Below are 22,000 nucleotides of genomic sequence, written 5' to 3'. Positions count from 1 at the left end.
CGCCCGGTATCAGCGCCCGAGCTTGTCGGCGAGCTTCTCAATTCGTCGCTGGCTCACCGGCTGCGGCGTGCCCAGCCGCTGAGCGAACAGGCTGACGCGCAGCTCCTCGATGCGCCACAGGATGTCTTTGTAGGCGCGAGACTTCCGCACACTCGCAGGCAGTTTCGCGACACGCGCCTCGAGGTAGCGCTTCGACTCGTCGACGACCGACTGGCGGTCGGCGTCGCGGTCTGGGTCCAAGCGCATGTCTTCCAAGCGGATGCGCATCGCTTCAATGTAGCGCGGCAGGTGTTGCAGGTGGTCCGCGCCGTGGATGGTGATTGCGTGCTTCGGCAGGTAGAAGTCCAGCTGAGAGCGCATGTCATCGATCGCCGGGCCTTCCCAATTCGCCAGTTCGGTTCGCATATTCGCGTACTCCACCAGCGCGGGCGCGAGCCCCACCACGATGCGGCGCACCTCGCCAGGAACCTTTGGCTTGATCTCCTTGACAAGCGCGTCGAACTCTTCCGGGGTGCGCACTGCGCCGCCGTGCGAGAGCATGAGGTCGCGGATGACTGCGACGCGGGCGTCGTCAACCAAGCCCTCCGCGCCGCCGTGCGGGTAATGGTCCACGGCCACCTTGTGGCGCAACGGTAGCCCCTTCGTCATCTGCTGCACGGACACGGGGATCTCGCGAAGCAGCAGCGTCAACGTTGCCGTCGTCATCGACGCGTCGGCGGCCGCCTTTGTCGGGTGCACCGACACCTTTACGCCGTCCGGCGTGACCTCGAGCGCGGGGTACGCGTCGACCTCGTTGCCCTCGATGACTGTGGTGACGGTTTCGGGCACCGCGCCGAGCGTGTCGGCGGTCCACTTCTTTACCGTTTCCGAGGCGCTGGCAGCGGCGCGCTTCGCCACCGACGAGCGGATTTTGCCCGCCTGCCTGCGCTTCAGCGCGGCGAGGTCGGTGTCGTGGTCGATGATGTTGCCGCGCTTGTCAATCGCCGCGTACGTCGCTTTCAAGTGGTCAGGCAGCGCCGCGGGGTTGAAGTCGGTCCCGTTGACGCCGGAGATGCCGGCGGCGCGCAGGGCGTTTGAGAGGGCGTCGACAAGCGGAAGCTCCTCGTCGAGCAGCGGCACCGCGCGGGCGGCGAAGTCCGGCACCGGCACGACGTGTTTGCGCAGCGCCTTCGGTAGCGTGCGGATGAGTTCCGTGACCAGCTCGAGGCGCAGCCCCGGCACCAGCCAGTCGAACCCGTCCGCTTCGAAACCCGCGAGCAGCGGCACGGGCACCACCACCGTGAGTCCGTCGAACGGGGCGCCGGGCTCGAACTTGTAGCGCAGCTCGTAATCGATCGTGCCTTGGCGCCAGAGCGGCGGGAACGCCTCCTCGGACGTGTCGAGGTTGTCGTCGGTCAACAGCGCCGCCGGGTCGAAGTCGAGGTAGTGCGGGTCCGCGTGGCGCTGCTTTTTCCACCACGAGTCGAAATGCCGGGCGGTGGTCACCGTCTCGGGCAGTTTGGCGTCGTAGAAGTCGAACAGCGTGTCCTCGTCGACGACGAGGCCGCGGCGGCGGACCTTCTCCTCGACGGCGGCGGCGTCGTTGAGCAGCGCCTCGTTGTGCTCGATGAACAGGTGGTGCCGATTCCAATCGCCGCCGATCAGCGCGTGGCGGATGAACATGTTGCGCGCCCCGTCCGGGTCGACGCGGTGGTACGGCACGAGGCGGTCGCGCGCGATGGTCACGCCGTAGAGCATCGTCTTCTCGTGCACCATCGCCGCTGACCGCTTGCGCGACCACACCGGCTCGGAGTAGCTGCGGCGCAGCAGGTCGCCGGCGGCGTGCTCGACCCAGGCGGGCTCAATCTTCGCCACGTCGCGGGCGAACAGCCGGGAGGTTTCCACCAGCTCGGCGGCCATGAGGAAGGCAGGGGGCTTTTTGCTTAACGACGACCCCGGGAACACCACAAACCGCGTCCCCCGAGCCCCGTCGTACTCCTTCGAGTTGCCGTCCCGTGCGCCAATGTTGGAGAGCAGGCCGGTGAGCAGCGACTTGTGGATCGCGTCTGCGTCGCGCTCGCCGGCGACGTTCTCGGCGCGCGACCAGCCGAGCTGGCGCTCCACGTCGCGCAGCTGGCGCACGAGGTCGTACCACTCGCGGATGCGCATGTAGTGCAGGAACTCGCGCTTCATCCGCTTGCGGAAGGCGTTGCCGGACAGCTCGTCGCGCGAATCGTTGATGTAATCCCACAGCTTCAGCGCCGAGAGGAAGTCGGATTCCTTGTCTTTGAAGCGGGCGTGCGCCTGGTCGGCTTGGGCCTGGTAGTCGAGCGGGCGTTCGCGCACGTCCTGGATGGTCATGTTGGCGACGATGACGGTGACGTCGTCAAGCACGCCCAAGCGGTTGGCCTCCACCAGCATGCGGGCCATCTTCGGGTCGACCGGGATGCGCGCAATGTCGCGGCCGATGTCCGTTAGCGCCGGCGCACCGCCCTTGCCGTCGCGGATGGCGCCGAGCTCGTTCAGCAGCATCAGGCCGTCCCGGATCGACTTCTGGTCCGGCGGCTGGATGAAGGGGAACTCGGAAATGTCGCCCAACCGCAGCGAGATCATCTGCAGGATCACGCTCGCGAGGTTGGTGCGCAGGATCTCCGGGTCGGTGAACTCTTGACGGGCCTCGAAGTTCTCCTCGGAGTAGAGGCGGATTGCGATTCCGTCGGCGGTGCGGCCGGAACGGCCCGAGCGCTGGTTGGCGCTGGCCTGCGAGATCTCCTCGATCGGCAGGCGCTGCACCTTCGTGCGCGTAGAGTAGCGCGAGATGCGCGCAAGGCCTGTGTCCACCACGTAGTGGATACCGGGCACCGTCAGCGAGGTTTCAGCGATGTTGGTTGACAACACGATGCGCCGCCCCGAGTGCGGGGAGAACACCCGGTGCTGCTCCGCGTTGGAGAGGCGGCCGAACAGCGGCACGACCTCGACGCCGCGCCAGTGTTGCTTCTCAATGGCTTCCATGCAGTCACGGATGTCGCGCTCGGAGGCGAAGAAGCACAAAATGTCTCCCTTGCCCTCGCGCATGAGCTCCTTGCATGCGTCGATCACGCCGTCGATCATGTCGGTGTCGACGTCTTTGACGCCGTCTTTGGTTTCGACCTGCTCGATCAGCGGGCGGTAGCGGATCTCCACGGGGTAGGTGCGGCCGGAGACCTCGATAATTGGCGCCGGGTTGCCGTCAGCGTCGGCGAAGTGGGCCGCGAACGCCTCCGGGTCGATCGTTGCGGAGGTGATGATCACCTTCAGATCAGGGCGCTTCGGCAGCAGCCGCTTCAAGTAGCCCAAGAGGAAGTCAATGTTCAGGCTGCGCTCGTGGGCCTCGTCGATGATGATGGTGTCGTAGGCGTTGAGGAAGCGGTCGCGCTGCATTTCGGCGAGCAGGATGCCGTCAGTCATCAGTTTCACCGAAGTGGTGGGGGAGACGCGGTCGTCGAAGCGGATGGCGTAGCCGATGGACTCGCCGACTTGCTGGCCCAGCTCTTCGGCGATGCGCTCAGCGACGGTGCGCGCCGCGATACGCCGCGGCTGGGTGTGGCCGATCATGCCGCGCCGGCCGCGGCCCAGCTCGAGCAGCATCTTTGGAATCTGGGTGGTTTTGCCTGAGCCCGTCTCGCCGGCGATGACAACGACTTGGTGGTCGCGCATGAGGTCCATGATCTCGTCGCGGCGGGCGGAAACCGGCAGGCCCTCCGGGTAGGTGATGGCGGGCACGGTAGCGTCGCGCGCGGCGACGACCTGCGCGGCCTCGGCCATCTCGGCGCGAATCGTCTCTCGCGCCTCGTCAGTTTTCGCGTTCTTGAGCCGGCGGCGGAACTTGCGCTCGTCGGCGATGGTCAGCGATTCGTACATTTACGGCAGCATATCCTTCGCGTTGTTGGCGGCCGCCTCGTAGGCGCGGGTGACAAGCCCGCCGAGTGCGGCGAAATCTGCGCGGCGCGACGACGACGTGCGGAAGGCCAGCCCCACGCGCCGCTCCGCGCCCGAATCCGGCGCGAAGGTCGAAATCCGCAAGTTCGGCCGGCGGCACTCTGCCTCCAGCGCCGAGACGGGCAAAAGGGTCGAGCCCATGCCCGACATCACCAGCTGCGTCACCGTGGTCAGCGACGCAGCCCGAGTGACAGACAGCGACGTTGAGGTGGGGTTGACCTGAGCGCCGTGGCACAAGTCCAGGATTTGGTGGCGGAGGCAGTGGCCGTCGTCAAGCAGCAAAAGCTCCAGCTCGCCGACGTCACTCACACTGAGATCAGTGCGCCCCGCAAGCGGGTGCCCCTCGGGGGTGACAACGACGAACGGTTCAGCGTAGAGCTCCACCTGTTCGAGCCCGCTCTGGTCGACAGGAAGGGCGAGGACGGCGACGTCGATAAGGCCGTCGCGGAGTTTGCTCACCAGGTGCGCGGTCTGTTCCTCCACCACCTTCGGCTGGGCCTGCGGGAACTCGTCGCGAACCAGCGGCAGCAGGTGGGGCAAAAGATACGGCGCGATCGTGGGGATCATCCCGATGGTCAGCGGCGCGCTGAGTGTGCCGTCGCCGCCGCGCGAGTGCACCACAAACGCGTCCGCTGCCTCGAGCGCGGCCTTGGCGTAGGGCAAGAGCTGCTCGCCGGTCGGGGTCACGATCACTTTCCGCGTGGAGCGCTCAATCAGCTGCACGCCGAGGCCGCTCTCCAGCGCCACCAGCGCCTGCGACAGCGACGGCTGCGAAATGCCCAGCTTGGTCGCCGCCGTGCCGAAGTGCTTGTGCTCGGCGATGGTGGCGAACGTCCGCAGCTGGGCGAGCGTCGGCCTGTAATCTTTATTGGACATGCCTATGAGAATACCGCAGCGCCATAAGTTTTTCTTGTCCGGCTATCGGATCTGTGGCACACTTGAGATGTATCGCTGGAACCCAAGAGATGGAGGATTGACATGCCTATCATGACCGTTGGCGAGCGTTTCCCGGAGTTCGACCTCATTGCGCTGAAGGGCGGCAACCTGAAGGAAGCCAACGCCGCTTCGCCGGACGACTACTTCGAGAACGTCTCCCTGGAGAAGTACGAAGGCAAGTGGAAGGTCGTCTTCTTCTACCCGAAGGACTTCACCTTCGTGTGCCCGACTGAGATCGCCGCGTTTGGCAAGCTGAACGAGGAGTTCGAGGACCGCGACACCCAGGTGCTCGGCGGCTCCACCGACAACGAGTACTCCCACTTCAACTGGCGCGCCACCCACGAGGATCTGCTGAACATCCCGTTCCCGATGTTCGCGGACGTGCGCCACGACCTGATCCGCGCCCTCGGCGTGGAGAACGCAGCTGGTGTCGCAGACCGCGCTACCTTCATCATCGACCCGGATGGCGTGATTCAGTTCGTTTCCGTCACCCCGGACGCTGTCGGCCGCAACGTCGACGAGGTGCTGCGCGTGCTCGACGCGCTGCAGTCTGAGGAGGTCTGCGCCTGCGACTGGCAGAAGAACGACCCGACCAAGAACATCGACAAGATGGCTGTGGTCCAGGACTCCCTGAAGTAAAAGGAGGCCCGAATAACAATGTCGATCGAGAACCTGCGCGGCGCGCTGCCGGAGTACGCCAAGGACCAAAAGCTGAACTTGGGCTCGCTCACCCGCTCGAGCGAGCTGAGCGAGCAGCAGCTTTGGGGCACCCTGCTGGCATCCGCGGCGGCGACCCGCAACGCGACCGTCATCAGCGAGATTGCCGACGAGGCCAAGGAGCACCTCTCCGAGGAGGCTGTCGAGGCCGCGTACGGCGCCGCGACCGTCATGGCGATGAACAACGTCGCCTACCGCGCCAAGAACTGGCTCGGCGACGACTACTCCCAGGTGAAGTTCGGCCTGCGCATGAACATCATCTCGAAGCCCGGCGTTGAGAAGGCCGACTTCGAGCTGTGGTCGCTCGCGGTGTCTACCATCAACGGCTGCGAGCACTGCGCCGTCGCGCACGCGAACGAGGTGCGCGAGGCCGGCCTGACCAAGGAGCAGGTCTGGGAGGCAGTCAAGGTTGCCGCCGTCGTTCAGGCCGTGGCCCAGGTGGTCATCGTGGAGGACGCGCGCTAGCGCCCGCGAAACCTAAGACGCTAAGAATCCCGCCCGGAAGAATTTCGGACGGGATTTTTCGCGCTTCAAACTGCGTTTGCGGCTAGGACTCGCGCAGCCCAGCCGGGTCGTGGATCACGCCGAAGCGGTGCAACGTCGCGGACACGGACTGCTCGAGGAGGTAGGGGAGGAGCTCCCGGCGGCCGTCGACAAGCACCGGCCCGTCAAACACGTGCGTGGCAACATCGCCGTACAGCGCTTCCGGCACCTCGCCCACGGCGCGAATGCGCGACGGCGTTCCGGCGACCGCGTTGGCGTCGACGCGCACGCCCGCCGCCTCGAGCTCGCCTGCGATCGCACGGTCCGCCACCACCCGAACCGGCGTGCCCGTGATGGTGGAAGCAAGAAGCTGGCGGTAGACGTCGCGAAGCTTGTAGCCCCTGCCCACGTGCACCACCACCGGCTCGAGCGGCGTGCGGTAGCGGAAGATGTTCGCCTCGGAGCGAAGCCCGGCAAAGTCGTGGTCGCGGCCGAACTCCTGGTCCCACGCGCGCTGGTCGTACTCCGCGGCGCGCGACAGCCAGCCGTAATCGTCTGGCTCGAGGTGCGGCTTGAACTCCTCCAAAAGCTCCCGGATGGCCGGGGAGAGGCTCACGCTTAACGACGCCACCTTCCCATCCCCATCCGTCCACACACCCATCTGTGCCACGTAGTTCGGGCCGCCAGCCTTCGCGCCGGGGCCGACGGAGGATTTCTTCCACCCGCCGAACGGCTGGCGCTGCACGATCGCGCCGGTGATGCCACGGTTGACGTAGACGTTGCCCGCCTCGACGCGGTCGAGCCAGGTGGCGATCTCGTCGCCGTCGAGCGTGTGGATGCCCGCCGTCAGGCCGTAACCGGTGGAATTCTGCCACTCGATAGCCTCGTCCAGATCCTTGGCGCGCATGATGCCGAGCACCGGGCCGAAGCACTCGTTGCGGTGGTACCACGAGCCTGGTTTGACGCCGTCGCGGATGCCCGGGGTCCAGAACTTGCCCTCGTCATCGAGCTTGCGGGGTTTCAACAGCCAGCGCTCGCCGGGCTCGAGCTGGGTCAGTCCCCGCTCGAGCTTGTCTCCCGGCGGCTCGATGAGGCCGTTCATGGTGGTGGAAAGGTCGGTGCCGGGGCCGACGACGAGGGTGGAGACTGCGTCGACAAGCTGGTTGATCAGGCGCTCCGACTCACCTGCTGCGCCGACCAGGATGGCGAGCGAGGCCGCGGAGCACTTCTGGCCCGAGTGCCCGAAGGCGGACAGGTACAAATCGTTCACCGCGAGATCCGGGTCAGCGGCCGGGGTGATGATGATCGCGTTCTTGCCGGAGGTTTCCGCCATCACGTTGAGATCCGGCTTCCAGGACGTGAACAGCTGGGCCGTTTCGGACGCGCCGGTCAGGATCACCGAGTCGACGGCGTCGCTGGTCAGAAGCGCCTTGCCCGCCTCGCCCTCGTCCGCGCGCACGTACTGCAGGGTGTCGAGGTCGATGCCGTGGGCCTCGAAGACGGCGTGGGCGCAATCGACGATCAGCTTGCCGCACTGGGTCACCTGCGGCGCCGGCTTCAAAATCACCGCCGAGCCCGCGGCGAGCGCCGCCATGGCGCCGCCCGTCGGGATTGCCACGGGGAAGTTCCACGGCGGCACGACCACGGTGAGCTTGTTCGGCTCGAACTCGGCGGCGATATCGCCCAGCCGGCGCGCGCTGTCCGCGTAGTAGTCGCAGAAGTCGATCGCCTCCGAAACTTCCGGGTCGGACTGGTCGACGGTCTTGCCCGCCTCGTGCGCCGCGACCGCAACAAAGTTGCCGCGGCGGCGCGCGATCTCGTCGCCGATCGCCTCCAGCACGTTCGCGCGCTCGTCGGCGCTGAGCGCGCCCCACGAGCCTTGCGCCTTCAGTGCGCGCTCGATGTGGTCCGCAATCTGCGCCGGGTCCGCGATCTCCTCGCCGGTGTCCACCGCCGGCGGGTTCGCCAAGTGCTGCTTCGCCCACTCGCGGTTCGCGGCCAGCGCGGGGTCGGTGTCCGGCTCGTTGAAGAAGCGGCCCGTCACCGCAGACGCCTCGGCCACGTGGCGGCCGGTCTCCGTAGTGCGGTCCTGGGTGCGGTTTGGCCCGTCGCGCACCTCCCAACGGTTGGCCACCGCCCATCGGAAGACGTCTTCTTGCTCCTTGATCGGGTCGTGCTCGGCGGTCTTCGGCGCGAACAGCGCGTGCAGGAAGTTCTGCGGCGCGGCGTTCTCCTCGAGGCGGCGCACGAGGTAGCTCACGGCGACGTCGAAATCCTCCTTGCGCACCACGGGGGTGTAGAGGATCTGGCGGCCGTAGACCTCGCGCACGATTGCTTGCTGCGCCGGCGACATGCCCTGGAGCATTTCAGAGTCGATCATGGGGGTAACGCCCCGTCGATAAGCAAGCTCGTAAGCCAGCGCTGAAGTGAACAGGTTGTGCGACGCGACGCCGATGGACACGGCGTCTGAGAACTCGGGGCGCAGGATGTAGTCGAGCAGGCGGTAGTAATTCGCGTCGACTTCGTCCTTGGTCAGGTACGGCGCCTGCGGCCAGCCCTTGACCTCGGCGTGGTGGCGCTCCATTGACAGGTTCGCGCCCTTGACCAGGCGGATCTTGATCTTGGAGCCGCCGGCGGCGACGCGCTCCTGAGCGAACTTGGCTAGATACTCGAGGGCGCCGAGCGTGTCCGGGAGGTACGCCTGCAGCACGATGCCGCCCTCGTAATCGGTGAACTCCTCCTCGCTGAGCAGCTGCGTGAACACGTCGATGGTCAGGTGGAGGTCGTGGTACTCCTCCATGTCCATGTTGATGAACACCTGCGGGCTGCGGTCTCGCGCAGCGCGGTAGAGCGGGCGAATGCGGTCTTTGACTTGGCGGACGCACTCGTCGTAATCCCAGTGGTTGAGCTGGGAGACCATGGACGACGCCTTCACCGACACGTACGTCACGCGCGGGTTCTTGATCAGGGCAAGCGTGCGCTCGGCCCGGTCGGTCGCTTCCTTCTCGCCCAGGACAGCCTCGCCGAGCAGGTTGAGGTTGAGCTGTTCGCCGCGCTTCTCCGCGCGCTCGAGCAGCTGGTTGAGGGCGTCGGACTCGGCGTCGAGCACGAGGTGGCCGACGAGCTGGCGCAGGCGGGCGCGCGCCGCGGGCACGACCACGAACGGCAAAAAGGGGCCCACGAACGCGCCGGCGCCGACGAGCAGGGCGTTGATCTGACCGAGGAACGACGCGTCGACGCCGCGGGTAATGGAGCGCAGTGCGTTCGCCGCAACGCGGTTGTCCTCGGGGCGCATGACGCGGTCGACGAAGTCCATGGTGAAGCGTACGCCGTTGTCGTCGCGAAGCATCTCGGCAAGTTGCTGCGTCTGCGCGTCGTCGGCGTCCGCTTCTGCGGTGGCCTCCATCCAGCTGTGGGCGCGCGCGATCGCGGCTTGGACAACCGCATCGACATCGCTGGTTTGCTCGGGTGGCGTGTGGTTGACCAAAAGGTCCGGCATTGTGTGCTCCTTATCACGGTGGTAGATCGGGTGAGATTTCCAACACCATAATCCACGCCCGCGCGCTGCGGAGCATTTTGCTTAACGACGCAGCCGTATCTCCCTCAGCCGCACCTCACCCGCCTCGTCCGAGGCATCCAAGTCGACCACGCCGTGAAGCTGGAAGGCGTTGTCGCCGTCCGGGTCTTTGATGATCTGGGTGACGTCCCAGTACCGGCCGGCTTGGTCGCCGATGCGGAAGTACTCCGGCCCGCGCGCGTCTTGGCCGAGGTCGAGGTCGGCGTACTCGTCGAAGTAGTCGTCCATCGCCGCCGGCCAATCCACCGTGTTGTCCGGGTCGAGGTAGGCGAGCATGTCGACGAGCTGGTCCTCCTTTTCGTAGGCGAAGAGCTCCACGAGTCGGAAGAAGTAGTTGCGCACCATGATCGTGAACGCGCGGCGGTTTGCGGTCAAAGCACTCGGGTCCTCCACGCCAAACGCGAGTTCGCGGTCGAGGGTCTCCCTCGAGATGGGGGTGTCCTCGTCTGCCATGTGCGCCCACTCGTCAATGAGCGAGGAGTCGACTTGGCGGATGAGCTCGCCGAGCCAGACGACGATGTCCTCGAGCTCATCGGTCATGTAGGACTCGGGGATGGAATGAGTGAGGGTGCGCCACGCGTCGGTCAGGTAACGCAACACCACACCCTCGGAGCGCGCCAGGGAGTAGGTGGCGATGAGGTCGGAGAACGTCATGGCGTGCTCGATCATGTCGCGCACCACTGACTTCGGCGACAGCTCAAACTCCTTCGCCCACGGGTTGGACTCCGTGAATGTGGAAAACGCCTCCTCCAGCTCGTCGGCCAGCGGCTTGGGGTAGGTGACGTCCTCGATGATCGCCATGCGGTCCGTGTAGTCGACGCCTTCGGCCTTCAGCGCCGCGATTTCCTCGCCCCGCTCCACGTTCTGCTGCGCTTGAAGGAGCTGGCGCGGATCCTCCAGAATCGCCTCGAAGGTGGAGATGACGTCGAGGGCGTAGGTGTCCGACTCCGGGTCGAGCAGCGTGAGGAACGCCAGCGCGAAGGGGGACAGCGGCTGGTTCAGCGCGAAGTCCGGGTCGAGCTCGCGGGTGAGCGTGTAGGGGCGGAACGCGGGTGAATCCGGGGTGCGCTCCACAACGCCTGCCTGAATCAGCCCGCGGAACAGCTCGACCGCGGTCAGGATGTCGCGGTTCTGCTTTGCGCGGGTGTCGTGGTTGGTGCGGATCAGGTGGCGCATGTGCTCGTAGCCGTCGCCGGGACGCGCGACGACGTTGAGCAGCATCGAGTTCGACACGGAGAACTGGCTGGTGAGTTCCTCCGGCTCCGCGGTGGTGAGGCGGTCGAAGGTCTTCTCCGACCACGACACCTCGCCGTCGCGGGGAGCCTTCTTGCGCAGCTTCTTCAGCTTCTTCGGGTCGTCGCCCGCCTTGCGCCGCAGTTTGACGTTTTCGATCTCGTGCTCCGGCGCTTCGACAACGACGGTGCCTTCAGTGTCGTAGCCAGCGCGACCGGCGCGGCCCGCGATCTGGTGGAACTCGCGCGACTTCAAGATGCGGCTCTTGGTGCCGTCGTACTTCGCAAGCCCCGTAATCAGCACCGTGCGGATCGGGACGTTGATGCCGACCCCCAAGGTGTCGGTGCCGCAGATGACCTTGAGCAAGCCGGTTTGCGAAAGCCTCTCGACCAGCCTGCGGTACTTCGGCAGCATGCCCGCGTGGTGGATGCCAATGCCGCGGCGAACCAGCTTCGACAGGGTTTTCCCGAATGAGGTGGTGAAGCGGAAGTCGCCGATCTCTTCGGCGATGCGCGCCTTCTCCTCGGCGGTGATCAGCGTCATGCTCGTCAACGCCTGGGCGCGCTCGGTCGCCTCGCGCTGGGAGAAGTGGACGATGTAGATCGGCGCCTTGCCGGCTTCCATCAGCTCTTCCACGGTCTCGTGGACCGGCGTGAACACGTAGTGGAAGTCCAGCGGGACCGGGCGCTGCGAGCCGCCCACATACGTGGTGGTGCGCCCGGTGCGCTCGGTCAGGTCGTCCTGGAGCCACTGCGTGTCGCCCAAGGTTGCGCTCATGAGCAGGAACTGGGCGTTCGGCAGCTCGAGCAGCGGCACTTGCCACGCCCAGCCGCGCTCCGGCTCGGAGTAGTAGTGGAACTCGTCCATCACCACCTGGTCGATGCGGGCGTTCGCGCCCTCGCGCAGCGCGATGTTTGCCACGATCTCAGCGGTTGCGGCGATGATCGGGGCGTGACCGTTCACGGTGGCGTCGCCAGTCATCATGCCCACGTTCTCGGGACCGAAGATCTCGCACAAGGCGAAGAACTTCTCGCTCACCAGCGCTTTGATCGGCGCAGTGTAAAACGTGCGCTGCCCGCGCGCCATCGCGATGAAGTGCGCGGCGTTGGCCACCATCGACTTTCCCGACCCAGTCGGGGTAGCGAGGATGACGTTGTCGCCCGCGAGCAAAGCGAGCGACGCTTCCTCCTGGGCGGGGTAGAGGGAGATACCCCGCTCAACCGTCCACTGGGTGAACGAGTCCCACACCGCGTCTTCAAAGAGCGATTCGGGAACGTCGGCGAGATCTGGGAGGAAGTCAGAGAGTGTCACTCGTTCTCGTCCGTCCCGTCAGCGCCGTCTTCGTCGGGGTCAACGAAGTAGGGGTCGGACAGCTCCCTCGAGCGGTCCCGGTCCTCGATGGCCGAAAGGAAATTCTCGAACGCCTCAGAGATCTCCTCCCCGCTCGGCAGCTCGGCCTCACCCGGCATCATGGCCTCCGGGTTGCGCTTGCGGTAGTCCTCCATCTCCGCGTCGTAGTGCTCCTCGAGCGACTGCACCACCTGCGTGATTTCCTCGGACGCAGAGGTCTGCTCCGCGAGCTGGCGCGCCACCTTCTTCATGTCCTGCTCCAGCGCGCGCAGCGGGAACTTCAGCTGTGTGGAATCCTCCACCGACTGCAGCAGCTGGTACATCGCGTGCGGGTACGGCGAGGAAGCGACGTAGTGCGGCACGTGGGCGGTAAACCCCGCAACCGAGCGCCCGCGCTTGTGCAGCTCGCGCTCGATCAAAATCGCGGCGGAACCGGGGATGGTCACCATGCCGTCGAACGTGAACATGGAGCCGACCAGCTCAGCGCTGTTGCCGTGCGCCGAAACCACCAGCGGGCGGGTGTGGGGCGCACCCATCGGCGCGGCGTACAAGCAGATCGTCTTCGACACGTCGAAGCGTTCCGCCAGGTCAGCTACGGCCTCCGAGAACGCTTCCCAGCGCAGGTCCGGCTCCGGGCCGGAGAGCAGCAGAAACGGCGTGCCGGTGTTGTCTTTGAGCACGCGCATGTCTAGCTCAAGCTCGTCGATCTGGGTGATCTCGTGCTGGCTCAACGTCACTGCGGGGCGGCGGGAGCGGTAGTCGATCAGCTCGTCGTTGTTGAAGGTGGCTACGGTGCGCGACTCCAGCGCGGCCTTCAGGTGGTCGGCAGAGCCTTCGACGGCGTGGCCGGCATCTGCGTAGCCCTGCATGGCGATGATGAGGGCGGGCCCGGCGGGAGCACCCTCGCCGACTGATGGCGCAGGATACTCGAGTTCGTACATGCGGCGTTCGTCCGACATGGTGTGCCTCCTGATCCGAAGATGGGCGCCCTTGATGGCGCGCATTCCCTTTCGACAACGTGGTCGCCGCTGCGAACATTCCACAGGGTTGCACCCAGCAACCACGAAGTTCAAAGCACCTATTGTGCCGGATCGGTGCCTCGGCTGCCAGCACCCACCCCGCAAGTTATCCACAGCTTCAGCGAGATTGCGGGCAAGCGGAACCGCAAGGGGGAACTGGAAGTCAAAATAACCATGACTCAATACATGCACCCAGACACCACGCTATCCGGCCCCGCCGACTTCATTGCCTCGCTGCCGGGGGTTCTAGGCTACTACCCGCAAGAATCTGCCGTAATCATGAGCTTGTGGCTCGACGACGAAAGCGGTGAACCAGTTCTCGGCCCGGTGCTGCGCACCGATCTGTGCCACGCCGGCAACCTGCAGGACGCCGTGGATGAGGTGGACACGCACAACGCCATTGGCCACATGGCGGTGGTGGTCACCCGCATTCCGAACTCGGGCCTCGCGTTGGATGCGGTGGAAGCGCTCTACGCACTGAAGGATGCGCAGGGGCTTGCGCTTGTCGACGTCTGCTGGCACGTCTCCGAGATCGCCCCCGGCACCCCGTACAGCCTCGTGTTCGGACCGCCGCCGGGGGAGCTGGTCACGGCAGGCTTCGGCGACGACTGGGTCGGCGGCACCGTGGCGTCGGTCATGCAGCAGCCGACAATGGGCGCGCTGCTTGCACAAGGGGCGCTGCCGGAGTTGCGCAAGGACGACACACGGGCGTTTTTCGACGCGAGCTGCCGGGGGGACCAAGAGGCGGCGGCATCTGGCGCCGCGCACTGCTACCACCTGGGCGATAACCTGATCGAGCAACTCGAGGCCAATCCCAGTGCGGCGCGCGATCTCGCACTCGAGGCGTGCGTCGACCTGGCGTCCGCACCGCCGCACCCCCTCGTCGGCGGGGCGGAGCACCTGAGGTTCGACGACGTGTTCACCAGCACGCAGCAAATGGAGCGCGTCGCGACGATGCTGACCCGCTCGCAGCTGCGCGACAGCCTGTTCAACACGGCGCTGGACCACCCGAAGGAGGCCGGCGCGGTGATGCTCACCATCGCCCGCAACTTCGAGGGGGTCATCCGCGCGAACGCGCTGAGCGTGTGGGCCGTCATCGCCGTGAAGCTCAAGCTCGCCAACTGGGCAAGCGTGGCCCTCATGTGTGCCCAGGAGGAGGTGCCGGGTCACTCCCTGTCCTACATCCTCGACCAGCTGCTGCGCGGCGGCGAGCATGAAGGCTTACTGCAGAGCGCCCGCTCCGGCTGCGACGCGACGTGGAGGGACGTGCTGGGTTAGCGCGGTTTAGCGCGCGCCGTGGGAGGCGTCGCCGAGTTCTTTGGTGAACTCCCAGGCGTCGCGCACGATGCGGTGAAGCTCGGTGCGCGTCGGGTTCCACCCGAGCTCGTCCTGGATCTTCGCCGAGGAGGCAATCAGCACTGCGGGGTCGCCGGCGCGCTGGGGAGCCACCTCAGCCGGGATCGGGTGCCCGGTGACCTCGCGGCAGGCGTCGATGACTTCGCGCACGGTGTAGCCGTCGCCGGAACCGAGGTTGTAGATGGCGTGGGTGCCGGACGTGTTCGCTTCGAGGGCGAGTATGTGCGCGTCCGCGAGGTCGCGGATGTGGATGTAGTCGCGCACGCAGGTGCCGTCCTTGGTGGGCCAGTCGTCGCCGAAGATCATGATCTTGTCGCGGTAGCCCATCGCCACCTGCAGCACCAACGGAATGAGGTGAGTCTCTGTGATGTGGTTCTCACCGATGGAGCCGTAGGCGCCCGCGACGTTGAAGTAGCGGAGGCTGGTCGCGGCGAGGCCGTAGGCCTGGCAGTAGGAGGTAATTGCGTAGTCGATGGCGAGCTTGGAAGCGCCGTACGGGTTGGTCGGGCGCGTTGGGGCGGTCTCTACGATCGGGGTCTGATCCGGCTCGCCGTAGGTCGCGGCGGTGGATGAGAACACCAGCGAATTCACGCCGTGGGCGCGCATGCGGTCGAGCAGGTGCAGCGACACTTCGAAGTTGTCGTGCCAATACGTCGCGGGCTCGACCATAGACTCGCCAACGAGTGAGCGGGCCGCGAAGTGCAGCACGCCGTCGATGGCGTGCTCGGTGAAGACGTCGTCGATCACGTCGACGATGTTGCCCTCGACGAAGGTGGCGCCGGCCGGAACTGCCCCGCGGTTGCCGGTGCTCAGGTCGTCGACAACCACGACTTCGTGGCCGGCCTCGAGCAGGGTAGCGGCGCAGACGCTGCCGACGTAGCCGGCACCGCCGGTGACACAGAGTTTCATACCCTTTCCTACCTCGCTAACTCAACGCGCAGGGCGTGCGCGAACTCCGGTGCAAGCTCCACCTCGTTACCCGAGGCGGTGGTGACGATGACGCCGCCGCCGTCCAGCGGGGTCAGCGTGACCCGCTGGCCGACGAGTGAACCCAGCGAGACTACGGGGTGCTGAACCACGGTGCCCTGCTGGAGGATCTCGCTGATCTGCACGACCGTGACTTCGGCGGGCTTCTCCAAACGGAGATCGGAGGCGCGGGTGCCGTGCTGCTCGCGCGGAGTCGCCGGCCCGCCGATCTGGTCAAGCGACGGGATCGGGTTGCCGAAGGGGGAGCGAGTGGGGTCGTCGAGAACAGCGACGACGCGGGCTTCCACCTCATCGCTCATCACGTGCTCCCAGCGGCAGGCTTCTTCGTGGACTTTGGATAGGTCGAGCTGCAAAACGTCGGTAAGCAAGCGCTCTGCGAGCCTGTGCTTGCGCATCACCGCGGTGGCCAGCTCGCGGCCCGCCGGTGTCAAGGAAAGGGAGCGGTCGCGCTCGACCACGATGAGACCGTCGCGCTCCATTCGGGCGACGGTCTGCGACACCGTCGGTCCGGATTGCTCGAGGCGCTCCGCGATGCGGGCGCGCAGGGGAGTGATGCCCTCTTCCTCAAGTTCGTACACGGTACGCAGATACATCTCCGTTGTGTCGACGAGATCACGCATGCGTCTTCTTCTGCCTCTCAAAATCAAGGGTGGGGCGGTTACGGGTAACTTTAGCGAAGTTCGGGTGGGCGGTCGGCGCGCACGACAACGGCCCGCCGCGAAAAAGGCAGCGGGCCGAGAAGGCGAAAACCTGCTTACAGGGCGTAGTCGCGCAGGCGGTCGGCGCGCTCGCCGGCGCGCAGCTTCGCCATCACTTCACGCTCGATCTGGCGCACGCGCTCGCGGGAGAGACCGTACTGGCGGCCGATCTGGTCGAGGGTGCGCGGCACACCGTCGGTGAGCCCGTAGCGCAGGCGGATGACGTCCTGCTCGCGCTGCTCGAGACCGTTGATGATGTCCTGGATGTCGTCGTGGCGGAGGGTGGAGACAACGGCGTCCTCCGCGTCGGTCGCCTCAGCGTCCTCGATGAAGTCCCCCAACGGGGCCTCCTCGTCGGCGCCAACCGGCATATCCAGGCTGACTGGGTCGCGGGACTGGCGCAGCAGCATCTCGATCTTGGACTCCGGGATGCCCGATTCCTCGGCGAGCTCCTCGTTCGTCGGTTCGCGGCCGAGGGACTGGTACATCTCGCGGCGGATGCGCGAGAGCTTGTTCACCTGCTCGACCAAGTGGACCGGGAGGCGGATGGTGCGGGACTGGTCCGCCATGCCGCGGGTGATCGCCTGGCGGATCCACCACGTGGCGTACGTGGAGAACTTGAAGCCCTTCGTGTAGTCGAACTTTTCCATCGCGCGGATCAGGCCCAAGTTGCCTTCCTGGATCAAGTCCAGAAGCGGCATGCCGCGGCCGGTGTAGCGTTTCGCCAAAGACACAACCAAGCGGAGGTTCGCTTCGAGTAGGTGCGCGCGAGCCTTGCGGCCCTGCTTGGCCAGAATCTTCAAGTCGCGCTTCTTCGCGCGGGTGAGGTGCACCTCCGGATCATCCAGCAGGTGCTGCGCGTACAGACCGACCTCGATCTGTTGTGCCAGCTCCACTTCCTCCTCTGCGTCGAGGAGGGCGGTCTTGCCGATGCCGTTCAGATAAACGCGGACTAAGTCCGCCGACGGGTTGTCGTTTGTCTGGTTTCGGCGGCTGCCACGGTCAACTTCCTCACTATCCGTAGCGGTGGCATGATCCGGCTGAGTCATGTGGTGCTGCCTCCTCGAAAACAGGTCCTTCAAATCCACCCGTTCAACGCACCGGGCAGAAAATTTGTTCCCGGGGGAACAACGCTATGTGTTTCTTACCACGGTGGGTTGGGGTTGTCTACGAGACGTCGACAAGCACCGTGAAAGGACCATCGTTGACACTTGCTACCTGCATGTTCGCCCCGAAACGACCCTCTTCGACATGGATATTTCTCGCCCGCAGCGCGTCAGCGATTTTCGCGATCACCGGCTCGGCGACGTCCCCCGGCGCGGCGTCCGACCACGACGGCCTGCGGCCCTTGGCGGTGCGTCCGAGAAGCGTGAACTGGCTGACCAAAAGCACCGGCGCGCCTGCGTCCTCGACGGAGCGTTCGCCGTCCAAAATCCTCAGCTCCGCGATCTTGCGAACCATCGTCTCCCACGCCGTGCCGGAGTCGTCGGCGCCGACGCCGACAAGCGCTAGGATGCCGCCGGTTTCAGGGCAGTCGATGGCGCCGACGACCTCGCCGTCGACGGTGACAGACGCGCTTGAGACGCGGGTTAAAACAGCTTTCACGCTCAGACCACCTCCGCGATCTCGGCGGGAATGACAATGCCGTGGCGGATCAGATCGACCACCGCGCTCACAGCGGAATCCTCGAGCGACGCGATATCCGCGTCGTCCACCACACCGCGGGAGGCGGCGAGGAGGCCGATAACGTCGCGCAACGGCAGCCCCTGCGGGTGCAGGCCGGCCAACAGGGAGCGCAGGCCTTCGTCCACGTCGTGGCTGAACCGCGGCCCGTCGGTGCGGGTCACACGGCACACCTTGGGCGCAAAACCCATGCCAGTCTCGTCGTCGGTGACGCTGACTTCCTCCACGGCCACGCCCGGCCGCACCAGGAAGGTGCTGCCCAGCACCCCGTCGGCGTCCCGGCCGCGCAGCCAGGCGGCGCGCAGGAAGTACTCCTCCACCTCGGGGCCGAGGGGATCGGTGAACGGGTGCCGCAGCTCCTCAGCGGTGATTTCGGACGGGGCGTCGCCGATATTGCGCAGCAGCACCCAACCGAAGCCGATTGCGTGCACGTTGTGCTCGTCGAAGTGGTCGAGCCAGCGCTCGGTGCGCTCGACGGCCGCGCGGGAGCGGGGGTCGAGCGACTCGTCCTTCAGCCAGGTGGAGACGTACATGCCGGGGTCGACCACGTCGCGCTGCAGCACCCACGCGCTGACCCCGGTCGACGGCAGCCACGACGCCACCCGGTTCTGCCACGGCTGATCCAGCGTGTGCACCCACGCCCCGAGGATGCAGGCGGTCCCGTCGGCGGCCAAGTAGCTCGGCGCCTCGCCCACGACCAGCTCGGTGGCCCCGTCCAGCGGCAACCCCGAATCGCGGTAGACGTGGCCCACCTCCGGCAAACCAACCACGAACGGCGGGTTGGCCACGATCCGGTCGAACGTCTCGCCGGCCACGGGCTCGAACCAGGCCCCGGTGCGCAGCTCAACGTTGTCGATGCCGTTGGCGGCGAGCGTCGCCCGGGCGAGCGCGATGGCGCGCGGGTGCACGTCGGTCGCGACTACGCGCACCGCGCTGTCCGCCTGGGCGAGCGCCTGCACGCCGGAACCGGTGCCGAGGTCAAGCACCCGCTCGACAGGGCTTGAGGGCGAGGCGGAGAGCAGGCTTATCGACGCCGCGCCCACCCCCAACACGTGATCGCGCCCAGGAACGATATCGGTGACCGACGCGTCGCGGTCCGACACCACGAGGCGCTCGCGCCCCGCGATCACGTGCGGGCGCACATCGAAGTTGACGGCGATGTCGCCGGAGGCGGTGGGGGAGAAAAAGGCGGCGTCGACAAGCGAAAGCCCCAGCTTGGCGCCCAGCATTTCCGCAACCTGGTTACCGGGAAGCGGGCGGCGCAGCAAAAAGAAGCGGATGAGCTGGTCGAGTTGGGTGCCGCCGCGGGTGGCGCGGAGCACCACGCCCGGCTCCCCGCGGTAGAGCGCGTCGGTGGCGTCGGGGCCCAAGTGCGCCGCGATTCCGTCCGCGGTGAAGGACGCTTGCAGCAGTACGTCCGCAAGCTGGCACATCAGCTCGGGCGCGGGGGGTTCGGTAGTCATGAAAGCTCCTTCAAAAACTAGCGTTCGTCGTGGTCGATGATAGTGGGCGCGCCCGCCTTTCCTCCCGCGGAAAGCTGCGCGCGCCGGGCTTCCTCCAGCCGCTGCTCCTCGCGCACAAGCGCCGGCTTGTACACGTTTTTCGACCGGGCGTCGCGAACTTCACCCTGGCCGTTGGCCACCATGACAGAGATCCAGGGGAGCGGAATGCTCACGACGAAAAACACAGCGGCGAGCCACCAGTTGTGCCACACGAACGCGGCCAACATGGATAGTGCGATAAACGGTAGGCGGATGCCCTGCAGCAGCAGGTACTGCGACTCGCGCGAGCGGCGGTTCTGCTCGGGGGAGAACGTGGCGTCGGTGATCAGCGCGCGGTTGGCGCGGCGCGTCCGTTTCTTGCGCGGGGCAGTTGGTTCTGCTTCGACGTCGACCGTGCCGGGGCCGTGGACGTGTTCCTCCGAAGCGCTCATAGGTTGCCAGCGTAGCGCCTCCGGCTTAGTTTCCGGACGGGATGTGGGGCATGATGGGGAGCGTGAATACGACGACGAAGACGCTCGAGCGCACTGATTTACGAGAAGACACATCGTCGACCACCGACGACGGGACGCCGAAGTTCTTCCACTACGTGAAGAAGGACCAGATCGTGGACTCCGCCATCTCCGGCAAGATGGTCGTCGCACTGTGCGGGGAGACGTTCCCGGTGAAGAAGCAAGCGAAACCGGGCTCGCCGGTGTGCGCTGACTGCGAGCGCATTTACAAGGGGCTGCGCCGCAAGTGAGCCTGACCATGCCGACGCTTCGTGCATGGCAGCAGGAGGCTCTGAGCCAGTTCGAGCGCACCATGCCGCGCGATTTCATGGCCGTGGCGACCCCGGGCGCGGGTAAAACAACCTTTGCGCTCACGCTCGCCAGCCGTTTGTACGAGGCGAAGAAGGTGCAGCGCATCATCGTCGTTGTGCCGACCGAGCACCTGAAGCACCAGTGGTCGGACGCGGCGAAGCGGTTCGGGCTCTCGCTCGACCCCAACTTCACGAACTCCTCGGCAGTCAACGCGGCGTACGACGGGGTTGTGGTCACCTACGCGCAGGTGGGCATGCACCCGTTCAAGCACCACGCGGTGGCCTCTGCGCGCAGGACGCTGGTGATCCTGGACGAGATTCACCACGCAGGCGACTCCAAGAGCTGGGGCGACGGCGTCTACGAGGCGTACAACGACGTTGAACACCGACTTGCGCTGACCGGTACGCCGTTCCGCTCCGACGACTCGCAGATTCCGTTCGTGCGCTACGCCGAGGACGGTGCCGGCCACCTCGTGTCCGAATCCGACTACACCTACGGCTACGCGGAGGCGCTTCGCGACGGTGTCGTGCGCCCCGTGGTCTTCCTCGCCTACTCGGGCGAGGCGCAGTGGAAGGATTCGGCGGGCGAGGAGTACTCGGCGCGTCTGGGCGAGCCGCTCAACGCGGAGCAAACAGCGAAAGCGTGGCGCACCGCTTTGGACCCGAAGGGCGACTGGATAGCCGCGGTGCTTACGGCTGCGCACACGAGGCTGCTGAAGCTGCGGGCCAACATGCCCGACGCGGGCGGGTTGGTGATCGCGACGAACAAAACCACGGCGCGCGCCTACGCCCGGATTCTGGAGAAGCTCAGCTCCACACCAGTTGCGGTCGTGCTTTCTGATGAGGCGGGGGCGTCCGAGCGGATCGACGAATTCTCCAACTCCACCGACGAGTGGATGGTTGCCGTGCGCATGGTCTCCGAGGGCGTCGACGTGCCCCGGCTCGCCGTGGGTGTGTACGCGACCTCCGCGTCCACACCGCTGTTCTTTGCCCAAGCGATTGGCCGCTTCGTGCGTTCGCGCCTGCCCGGCGAGTCGGCGTCTGTGTTCCTCCCTTCGGTGCCGGTGCTGTTGCAGCTGGCGGAGGAGATGGAAGTCTCCCGCGACCATGTGCTTGGCAAACCCCACCGGGAGTCGGGCTGGTCGGACGAGCTTCTGGAGCAGGCGAACCGGACGCAGAACGAGCCGGACGAGTCGCCCAACTACGAGGCGATCGGCGCGTCCGCCGAGCTGGATTCGCTGATTTTCGACGGCTCCACCTACGGCACCCCGACCGTTGCGGGCTCGCAGGAGGAGCAGGATTTCCTCGGGTTGCCCGGCTTACTTGACGCGGAGCAGGTGAAAACGCTGCTGCGCAAGCGGCAAAGCGACCAGCTCGACGCGCGCGAGGCGGAGGAGAAAGCTCGCAAGGCCGCGGAGCGGGAAGAGCGTGAGCGGGCGCGCCTGCACGGAGAACCGGTGGGGAAAACGCAGCCTGACGCGGCGGGCGGGCAGGGCCCGAGCGTTGCGTCAGACGAGATCCCGGAGCTGCGCAAGGAGCTCAACGCCCGCGTGGCGATTGTGGCGGGGAAAACGGGCCGGCCCCACGGCGCGATTCACACTGAAGCGCGCAACGCGTGCGGGGGGCCGCCGACCGCGCTGTGCAACGCGGAGCAGCTGCGCCAGCGCATCGACTACCTGCGAGACTGGTAAGCGGCCGCGGCG

At 66.2% G+C, this 22,000-nt stretch carries 16 protein-coding genes; 5 read left to right on the top strand and 11 right to left on the bottom strand.

Annotated elements, in window-relative coordinates:
- Nucleotides 1-9 precede the first annotated feature (9 nt).
- Nucleotides 10-3,879, bottom strand: coding sequence for an ATP-dependent RNA helicase HrpA (hrpA, locus tag V6D40_RS01215; RefSeq protein WP_334288531.1), 3,870 nt, complete (start codon nt 3,877-3,879; stop codon nt 10-12).
- Entirely contained in the window at nt 3,880-4,833 is a 954-nt protein-coding gene (locus V6D40_RS01210) for a hydrogen peroxide-inducible genes activator (RefSeq protein WP_334288530.1), read from the bottom strand. It abuts the gene before it with no gap.
- A gap of 102 nt (nt 4,834-4,935) precedes the next feature.
- Between V6D40_RS01210 and V6D40_RS01205 the strand changes: the two genes are divergently transcribed.
- Together V6D40_RS01205 and V6D40_RS01200 are read left to right on the top strand one after the other, a co-directional pair.
- Nucleotides 4,936-5,532 carry a peroxiredoxin gene (locus tag V6D40_RS01205; protein WP_334288529.1) on the top strand — a complete coding sequence of 199 codons (597 nt, stop codon included), beginning with the start codon at nt 4,936-4,938 and terminating at the stop codon, nt 5,530-5,532.
- Between the two features lie 18 nt (nt 5,533-5,550).
- The gene (locus V6D40_RS01200) at nt 5,551-6,075 is read left to right on the top strand and encodes a carboxymuconolactone decarboxylase family protein (RefSeq protein ID WP_334288528.1); all 525 of its coding nucleotides are present in this window, start codon (nt 5,551-5,553) and stop codon (nt 6,073-6,075) included.
- Nucleotides 6,076-6,157: 82 nt separating this feature from the next.
- Here the strand turns inward: V6D40_RS01200 and V6D40_RS01195 are convergent, their stop codons facing one another.
- The 3 genes from V6D40_RS01195 to V6D40_RS01185 all read right to left on the bottom strand — a co-directional run bounded on the left by V6D40_RS01195 (nt 6,158) and on the right by V6D40_RS01185 (nt 13,212).
- Nucleotides 6,158-9,592, bottom strand: coding sequence for a bifunctional proline dehydrogenase/L-glutamate gamma-semialdehyde dehydrogenase (locus V6D40_RS01195; RefSeq protein WP_334288527.1), 3,435 nt, complete (start codon nt 9,590-9,592; stop codon nt 6,158-6,160).
- Between the two features lie 81 nt (nt 9,593-9,673).
- A complete protein-coding gene (locus tag V6D40_RS01190) occupies nt 9,674-12,214 on the bottom strand; it encodes a DEAD/DEAH box helicase (RefSeq protein ID WP_334288526.1) in 2,541 nt (846 codons plus the stop codon).
- Nucleotides 12,211-13,212: a PAC2 family protein gene (locus tag V6D40_RS01185; RefSeq protein ID WP_334288525.1), complete on the bottom strand. Its 1,002-nt coding sequence runs from the start codon at nt 13,210-13,212 to the stop codon at nt 12,211-12,213. The genes V6D40_RS01190 and V6D40_RS01185 overlap by 4 nt, the downstream gene beginning before the upstream one ends.
- 234 nt (nt 13,213-13,446) lie before the next feature.
- Between V6D40_RS01185 and V6D40_RS01180 the strand changes: the two genes are divergently transcribed.
- The gene (locus tag V6D40_RS01180) at nt 13,447-14,550 is read left to right on the top strand and encodes a DUF4192 domain-containing protein (protein ID WP_334288524.1); all 1,104 of its coding nucleotides are present in this window, start codon (nt 13,447-13,449) and stop codon (nt 14,548-14,550) included.
- Nucleotides 14,551-14,556: 6 nt separating this feature from the next.
- Here V6D40_RS01180 and galE read toward each other — a convergent pair whose 3' ends face one another.
- From galE to V6D40_RS01150, 6 genes are all read right to left on the bottom strand, one after another.
- Nucleotides 14,557-15,537: a UDP-glucose 4-epimerase GalE gene (gene galE / locus V6D40_RS01175; protein ID WP_334288523.1), complete on the bottom strand. Its 981-nt coding sequence runs from the start codon at nt 15,535-15,537 to the stop codon at nt 14,557-14,559.
- An 8-nt stretch (nt 15,538-15,545) separates the two neighbouring features.
- A complete protein-coding gene (locus tag V6D40_RS01170) occupies nt 15,546-16,235 on the bottom strand; it encodes a metal-dependent transcriptional regulator (RefSeq protein ID WP_334288522.1) in 690 nt (229 codons plus the stop codon).
- Between the two features lie 134 nt (nt 16,236-16,369).
- A complete protein-coding gene (locus tag V6D40_RS01165; RefSeq protein ID WP_334288521.1) occupies nt 16,370-17,362 on the bottom strand; it encodes a sigma-70 family RNA polymerase sigma factor in 993 nt (330 codons plus the stop codon).
- Between the two features lie 118 nt (nt 17,363-17,480).
- On the bottom strand, nt 17,481-17,918 hold the full coding sequence (dtd, locus tag V6D40_RS01160; RefSeq protein WP_334288520.1) for a D-aminoacyl-tRNA deacylase: 438 nt from the start codon (nt 17,916-17,918) through the stop codon (nt 17,481-17,483).
- Between the two features lie 2 nt (nt 17,919-17,920).
- Entirely contained in the window at nt 17,921-19,459 is a 1,539-nt protein-coding gene (locus V6D40_RS01155; RefSeq protein ID WP_334288519.1) for a DUF7782 domain-containing protein, read from the bottom strand.
- A gap of 17 nt (nt 19,460-19,476) precedes the next feature.
- Nucleotides 19,477-19,929, bottom strand: a complete 453-nt coding sequence (locus tag V6D40_RS01150) for a DUF3099 domain-containing protein (protein WP_334265188.1) — start codon at nt 19,927-19,929, stop codon at nt 19,477-19,479.
- Nucleotides 19,930-19,982: 53 nt separating this feature from the next.
- On the opposite strand from V6D40_RS01150, the gene V6D40_RS01145 reads away from it, so the two are divergent.
- Both V6D40_RS01145 and V6D40_RS01140 read left to right on the top strand, forming a co-directional pair.
- Nucleotides 19,983-20,237, top strand: a complete 255-nt coding sequence (locus V6D40_RS01145) for a DUF3039 domain-containing protein (protein WP_334265187.1) — start codon at nt 19,983-19,985, stop codon at nt 20,235-20,237.
- 8 nt (nt 20,238-20,245) lie between these two features.
- Nucleotides 20,246-21,988 carry a DEAD/DEAH box helicase gene (locus V6D40_RS01140; RefSeq protein ID WP_334288647.1) on the top strand — a complete coding sequence of 581 codons (1,743 nt, stop codon included), beginning with the start codon at nt 20,246-20,248 and terminating at the stop codon, nt 21,986-21,988.
- Nucleotides 21,989-22,000 lie beyond the last annotated feature (12 nt).

Origin of the sequence: Corynebacterium sp. Marseille-Q4381, from assembly GCF_036881695.1 — a bacterium.
Lineage (GTDB): Bacteria > Actinomycetota > Actinomycetes > Mycobacteriales > Mycobacteriaceae > Corynebacterium.
This window is presented reverse-complemented; position numbering and strand designations above follow the sequence as displayed.

What these genes read in the sequence shown, in the direction of transcription:
- V6D40_RS01150 (WP_334265188.1), bottom strand. Translation starts at nt 19,929, where the DNA reads ATGAGCGCTTCGGAGGAACACGTCCACGGCCCCGGCACGGTCGACGTC.
- V6D40_RS01200 (WP_334288528.1), top strand. Translation starts at nt 5,551, where the DNA reads ATGTCGATCGAGAACCTGCGCGGCGCGCTGCCGGAGTACGCCAAGGAC.
- V6D40_RS01145 (WP_334265187.1), top strand. Translation starts at nt 19,983, where the DNA reads ATGGGGAGCGTGAATACGACGACGAAGACGCTCGAGCGCACTGATTTA.
- V6D40_RS01155 (WP_334288519.1), bottom strand. Translation starts at nt 19,459, where the DNA reads ATGACTACCGAACCCCCCGCGCCCGAGCTGATGTGCCAGCTTGCGGAC.
- V6D40_RS01140 (WP_334288647.1), top strand. Translation starts at nt 20,246, where the DNA reads ATGCCGACGCTTCGTGCATGGCAGCAGGAGGCTCTGAGCCAGTTCGAG.
- V6D40_RS01195 (WP_334288527.1), bottom strand. Translation starts at nt 9,592, where the DNA reads ATGCCGGACCTTTTGGTCAACCACACGCCACCCGAGCAAACCAGCGAT.
- V6D40_RS01210 (WP_334288530.1), bottom strand. Translation starts at nt 4,833, where the DNA reads ATGTCCAATAAAGATTACAGGCCGACGCTCGCCCAGCTGCGGACGTTC.
- V6D40_RS01170 (WP_334288522.1), bottom strand. Translation starts at nt 16,235, where the DNA reads ATGCGTGATCTCGTCGACACAACGGAGATGTATCTGCGTACCGTGTAC.
- V6D40_RS01205 (WP_334288529.1), top strand. Translation starts at nt 4,936, where the DNA reads ATGCCTATCATGACCGTTGGCGAGCGTTTCCCGGAGTTCGACCTCATT.
- V6D40_RS01165 (WP_334288521.1), bottom strand. Translation starts at nt 17,362, where the DNA reads ATGACTCAGCCGGATCATGCCACCGCTACGGATAGTGAGGAAGTTGAC.
- hrpA (WP_334288531.1), bottom strand. Translation starts at nt 3,879, where the DNA reads ATGTACGAATCGCTGACCATCGCCGACGAGCGCAAGTTCCGCCGCCGG.
- V6D40_RS01180 (WP_334288524.1), top strand. Translation starts at nt 13,447, where the DNA reads ATGACTCAATACATGCACCCAGACACCACGCTATCCGGCCCCGCCGAC.
- galE (WP_334288523.1), bottom strand. Translation starts at nt 15,537, where the DNA reads ATGAAACTCTGTGTCACCGGCGGTGCCGGCTACGTCGGCAGCGTCTGC.
- V6D40_RS01185 (WP_334288525.1), bottom strand. Translation starts at nt 13,212, where the DNA reads ATGTCGGACGAACGCCGCATGTACGAACTCGAGTATCCTGCGCCATCA.